Raw genomic sequence first — 5,618 nt, 5'->3', positions numbered from 1 at the left:
CGATGATAAAACAGCTCTTGATGAAGAGATGATGCTGTACTCTTAACAAGGAGACAGTCAAACTAGGAGCCGTATGAGGTAAAAGTCTCATGTACGGTTCTCAATGGGAGGGATAGACCTCACGGTCTATCTCGACCCCTAATAGTTTGAATCTCAAGCTATAGAAGCGGATCATCCTAAAGACGTTGCTGAGGTCGTAAACTATGTTTCTGCAATTAATTATGGTTTAGAACGTCTTGAGGAGCTGCCTGTATGTTTGCGATTAATTCGAGAAATTCATCAAAAGCTATCGGGTAATGCAATTGCATTGCTTGAAAGTCTTTACTTTAGACCAATTTTTACGGTGGAACACGCTCAATCGGTTACAAGTTTGACATACCCTAACGCCAACACTTTGATTAAAGATCTTAGCGCTATAGGTCTTCTGCAAGAAATTACTGGACAAAAACGCAATCGGGCATTTTCTTACGCACCATATTTGGCAGTTTTCCAAGATCCCTAAAAACAAGTAAAACCTAACAATGGCTAAATCCACGCCCAAATCTACCACTGATGAAGATTTAGAACTGTTGGCACAGTTGGGGATAGATATCGCCCCGGAAGCGACTCGCGAATATTCCCCTAGAGAAGAACGGATTATCGCGCTCGTTTGAGGAAATTGATCGCTTTGTTGCCGAAAAAGGTAGACTTCCTCAACTTATGGGCGATCGGGATATTGAGGCGATCGCCAAAATCCAGGACGGCACCATTGAGCAATTCCAATATGAGTGGGAAACCGCCAGTCTTATTAGAGTATCATAACACATTTTAGCAATCAAGGGCTATTGCGTTTTCGCACCGGATATTTCCCAATGGATTTTGGGAGCAGGTCAAGTTTAGTATTTTAACAGGAGTAGGGTGGGCAGTGTCCATCCTAACAATCGCTCAAGTTTTCAGCCCTGTTATTATGTTGCACTGGTTGCTCTATTTTAGCCTACTGCATAATCGCTCATTTCTCGCATAAAATGCGGGTAAAATCCTAGCACAATATCTTGCTTGGGGACACCCAAGTTGACTAAATCTTCCGCCACATCATGCTCCGTTGAATTGCAAAAAATCCAAATTTTCTCATTGCGGATATCTAAATGGATGACACCCTGATGAATCCAGCGCTGATGGTGCCAACCAAAATGGACAATTTGATAATGATTTCGTTGGGTATCAAAAATAGTCTCAACCTCAATCTCCCCATAGGCTGGCTTACTTTGGGCATATTCAATCAACAATTATTGCACAATTTGCTGATAGGTCTTTAATTTATCTGTCACTCCTTCCATAGCACAATTCGCTCCAATTCAATATCATAAATAATCAGTTTTACCGAATTTTCTTGCACCATTGAGGCTGGAAATTCTCGTTGAAAGAAAGTCTGATAGACTAAATTAGGGATAGCCAGATAAAGAATGCGATCGGGGTCTTCACAGCCTAAAGCAGCCCGATAGTTAATGAACTGCCCCAAGGCTGTATGAAACTCTGAAATTGCCGATGCCCTCGCCAAAAAACTTTTGACTTCCACCGCAGCCATAATAAACGATCGCATAAACCTGATGCTATCCAAACTTATTATACCAAACTATCATCGCGCCTAGGAGTTTGAACCTCTGAGGGGCTGGAATGACTGGGGTAAGAGGGGATTCGAAATTGGACGCAATTTGATGAATCAGTCACCCGCCTAGAGGTGAACTGCAATGGAAACTCCCCAGGAATTAGACACAGGGGGAACTCCAAAATACACAAGTTATGCTATAATTAGTTCCCAAACATGAACCTGAGTTGGGTAGGCAGGCTATGATATTTATTAACCCCAAAACGGACTACGCTTTTACAAAAATCTTTGGTTCGGCACAAAGCAAGAACATCTTAATCAGTTTTCTCAATGGTTGGGTCTATGAGGGAAATTCCACTATTGAAGACTTGGAAATCATTAAGCCAAATTTGCCCCCGCAACTGGAAGGGTTAAAAGATACCTATCTCGATGTTAAAGCGCACTTGAATGACGGCACATTGGTGATTATTCAAATTCAGGTTTTGAATGTGCAGTTTTCTGGGAAGCGGGTTTTATTTAATGCGGCGAAAAACTATGCGTTTCAACTGGAACGGAGACGACAAGCATATCGAGACCTAAAACCTGTGATTGCTTTAACCTTGACCGACTTTGATATGTTCCCCGGACAAAATCAATTGATTTCCCGGTTTGTCTATCGCGAGAAGTCTGAGGGCTGGTACTACCCAGATAATGGGATGGAGTTAGTCTTTGTGGAATTGCCGAAGTTTACCAAAGAACTCAACGAACTGGAAACCCTGACGGATAAATGGATTTATTTTATGAAATTTGCCTGATCGCTCACTTCGATTCCTGAAAACATGGATGATATCGCCGAACTAAATCAAGCGTTTGAGATTGCCAATCAAGCGGGATTAACCCTAGAAGAATTAGAAGAGTTAGATCGGCGGGAAATGTTTATTTATGACCAACAGGGTGCGATCGCATTGGGACTACAACAAGGGCGACAACAAGGGCTTGAAGAAAGGCGACAACAAGGCATTGAACAGGCAAAACGTGAGACGGCTCGCAATTTATTGGGTCAACTGAATGATGAGGCGATCGCCCAAGCTACTGGATTAAGTTTAGAGGAAATTGCCACTTTACGGGAAGAGAGGTTTAGTGATTAGCTAAAGTTGAGAAAGAACCCCAGTCTTTTGGATTTGTGACCATGAATGCTGTTGAAATCGAGGAAGCAGTTTCCCAACTCGCGGAAGCACCTTTTGACCCGGAAGCCTTCCCCTATAGCTTCCTGGAAGCCTTTGGGAATAAGGCGACCACCATCAAGCGCCTGAAAAGCGATCGCCACAGCACCAATCAATCGGATTTACCGGGTGGGGTACTTCAGCGCAATAATATCCATTTGCAGGTTTGCCGAGAAGGGGAAGTCACCGCCACCCTGACCGCTTTGCGCGAGAGTCCCGCTACCACTCGCTACAAGGTTAAGTTTATTTTGGCGACGGACGGCCAAAGTTTGGAGGCGGAAAGTCTGGGGGATGGGGAAATGGTGGCCTGTAATTACCCAGACTTTGCGAACCATTTCGGCTTTTTCCTGCCTTTGGCGGGGATTACCACGGTGCGGCAAATCCGCGAGAATGCCTTTGATATCAAAGCAACAGGTCGCCTCAATCGACTGTATGTGGAGTTACTCAAGCTGAATCCAGACTGGGATAAAGCGGAAGGTCGCGAGAAGTTTAACCATTTCATGGCGCGGCTGATTTTCTGCTTTTTTGCGGAAGATACCAACATTTTCCACAGTGAGAAGTTATTTACAAATGCGATCGCCCAGATGAGTGCCGCCGATGCTGCCAATACCGATGAGGTGCTATCGGAGCTATTTCGGGCGATGGCGACCCCCCACAACCAGCGAGAAGCGGCCGGGATTCGCAATTGGGCGAATGTGTTTCCTTATGTGAATGGGGGGCTATTTTCGGGCAGTGTGGAGGTGGCGCGTTTTAACAAAATTGCCCGGTCTTATTTGCTCCATGTCGGGAATTTGGACTGGAAAAAAATCAACCCCGATATTTTTGGCTCCATGATTCAGGCGGTGGCTGATGAGGAGGAGCGCGGCGCTTTGGGGATGCACTATACCAGTGTTCCCAATATCCTCAAGGTGCTTAATCCCTTGTTTTTGGATGATTTGCGATCGCAGTTGGAGGCGGCTGGGGAGAATCGCCGCAAGTTGTTGAATTTGCGCCAACGCCTCGCCAAAATTCGCGTCTTTGACCCGGCTTGTGGGTCCGGGAATTTTCTGGTGATTGCTTATAAGGAAATGCGGAAAATTGAGGCGGAAATTAAGCGTCTATATAGCCTATAACCCCTATTCTACCGTTACTTAGGTATTACTCAAAACCATAACAGAGTAACAAGTGAGTAAAAAATGAGTAACGCTACTGATACCCCTACAGTAGGGGGAAAGGGCAACTACGATGAGAGTTACGCTAGATTCTTGAAAGCCTATCAAGACTTTAAAGGGGAATGTCCCAAAGGAGTGACACTCAAACTACAAAAGTCCGGGGCTAGGTACAACCTACTATTGCAGTTTAAGCAACCACCTACCGGGAAACGGCTACCCAAGACAGCTAATCTTGAGTGTACACCTCAAGGGGTGATAGACGGGGTTAAGAAAGCTAAACTGGTATCAGAAGCCCTAGGGACTATCACTAGCGCTAGTGAATTTTGGGATTGGTACGATAAAACCATCCTAGGGAAAAATCAGATTGAGGATAATCTGATAACCTATCGGGACATCTTTAAACAAATTGAGGATGAGTATTTTGCGGGTTACAACCGCAACACAGGAAGGAAACGTTCCCGCGATATCGCTAGCGACTTAGCATCTTACGAGGCTACTAAAGGAGTATATTTCAAGTTGTTTCCTAACTGGGATGAATACCCTAGCTGGGAGAGTTTTAAGGCTATGCTATATATTCCCTTGCAGAATGGAGAACAATTAGTAGGTTCCAAAACATTTAAAGAACGTTACTACATCTTAAAAGCCATAGCTGAGAAATCACCTAACAAAGACCATTTACTCAAACAGCTTGAACCTATTAACGCCAAACAAACACAATTCAAAAAGAAACAACGGATAGGCATCGATGCCTTTAAGGATTGGTGGTATAGCGCCAAACAAGAAGCCTATACTATTAAAAACCCTCGATGTCAATCATCTCGACATAACTGGTTATGGGTGGCTGGTATGGCAGTAATGTATGGGTTAAGGCCTACCGAGATAGCTGCGGCCGTTAATCTAACTAAGCCATTTGTAACGGATGATGGTATCACTATCAAAGCACTGTCAGACCCCGATAATCAAGACAATTACTTGGTATTAGGAGATTACACTTACTTTACTGACTCAGAAGGTCGGAAAGTGAGTATCAAAACAGGGGGAAGGATTGTAGCTCCAATTCCCAGCCCTGAAATGTTTGAGTTCCTAGAATTGAAACGACCGTTATTGCCAGAATATAGCCCGAAAAAAGGCGTTCAACCCAAAACCATAATCGGAGGCTTTGACAAAAAGTTTACCAACACAATTTTCTGTATGAAATGCCCGGTAACCCAGAAATATGCTTTTCGTAGACTGTACAACCTGTTAGGTGAAAAGTATGGACTACCCATCGAGTTGAGAGCTAGACTTATGGGTCATAGCGCAATCGTTAATGCGAGTAACTATAAAACACAAGGGATTGACGCTACCTTAGAAGTTCTCGATGGATGCTCTAAGTTACCTATACCATTGGATGTAGCCATAGAACGGTTAACAGCGTTAGGGTTTGATATTGACACTCCAGAAGCTAAGGCATTTCTCGGAGTTATCTATCAGATAGATTAATCTAATCGTCAACCTTTCATAAATTAACACCCCTAGATTAAACCCCTAGGGGTTATTTTATGACTACAGATTGATGGATCCTGTTATGGTTTTGAGTAATACCTAAGTAACGGTAGAATAGGGGTTATAGGCTATATAGACGCTTAATTTCCGTCGAGTAGCGTTAACTATAAACCTTTATCCTGACAGCGATAGCGG

The 5,618-nt window shown here is 43.8% G+C and carries 5 protein-coding genes and 1 pseudogene; 4 read left to right on the top strand and 2 right to left on the bottom strand.

Translation table 11 applies throughout. The annotated features are described in order from the left end of the window. The first annotated feature begins 521 nt into the window (after positions 1 to 521). The gene (locus P5674_RS22860) at positions 522 to 653 is read left to right on the top strand and encodes a hypothetical protein (RefSeq protein ID WP_286131424.1); all 132 of its coding nucleotides are present in this window, start codon (positions 522 to 524) and stop codon (positions 651 to 653) included. A 315-nt stretch (positions 654 to 968) separates the two neighbouring features. On the opposite strand, the gene P5674_RS22855 is transcribed toward P5674_RS22860, so the two are convergent. Both P5674_RS22855 and P5674_RS22850 read right to left on the bottom strand, forming a co-directional pair. Further along, positions 969 to 1,265 carry a XisI protein gene (locus P5674_RS22855; protein WP_006616363.1) on the bottom strand — a complete coding sequence of 99 codons (297 nt, stop codon included), beginning with the start codon at positions 1,263 to 1,265 and terminating at the stop codon, positions 969 to 971. 38 nt (positions 1,266 to 1,303) lie between these two features. Further along, entirely contained in the window at positions 1,304 to 1,597 is a 294-nt protein-coding gene (locus P5674_RS22850) for a fdxN element excision controlling factor protein (protein ID WP_014277236.1), read from the bottom strand. Between the two features lie 230 nt (positions 1,598 to 1,827). Between P5674_RS22850 and P5674_RS22845 the strand changes: the two are divergent. The 3 genes and pseudogenes from P5674_RS22845 to P5674_RS22835 all read left to right on the top strand — a co-directional run bounded on the left by P5674_RS22845 (position 1,828) and on the right by P5674_RS22835 (position 5,420). After that, a pseudogene (locus P5674_RS22845) lies at positions 1,828 to 2,712 on the top strand (Rpn family recombination-promoting nuclease/putative transposase). A 41-nt stretch (positions 2,713 to 2,753) separates the two neighbouring features. After that, positions 2,754 to 3,899, top strand: a complete 1,146-nt coding sequence (locus P5674_RS22840) for a type IIL restriction-modification enzyme MmeI (protein WP_006616359.1) — start codon at positions 2,754 to 2,756, stop codon at positions 3,897 to 3,899. Between the two features lie 63 nt (positions 3,900 to 3,962). Next, positions 3,963 to 5,420: a recombinase gene (locus P5674_RS22835; protein ID WP_315670308.1), complete on the top strand. Its 1,458-nt coding sequence runs from the start codon at positions 3,963 to 3,965 to the stop codon at positions 5,418 to 5,420. Positions 5,421 to 5,618 lie beyond the last annotated feature (198 nt).

Origin of the sequence: Limnospira sp. PMC 289.06 (assembly GCF_032350395.1) — a bacterium.
Lineage (GTDB): Bacteria > Cyanobacteriota > Cyanobacteriia > Cyanobacteriales > Microcoleaceae > Limnospira > Limnospira platensis.
This window is presented reverse-complemented; position numbering and strand designations above follow the sequence as displayed.

Bases quoted from the DNA above. Each gene is read 5' to 3' on its own strand.
- P5674_RS22840 (WP_006616359.1), top strand. From the start codon at position 2,754: ATGAATGCTGTTGAAATCGAGGAAGCAGTTTCCCAACTCGCGGAAGCA.
- P5674_RS22835 (WP_315670308.1), top strand. From the start codon at position 3,963: ATGAGTAACGCTACTGATACCCCTACAGTAGGGGGAAAGGGCAACTAC.
- P5674_RS22860 (WP_286131424.1), top strand. From the start codon at position 522: ATGGCTAAATCCACGCCCAAATCTACCACTGATGAAGATTTAGAACTG.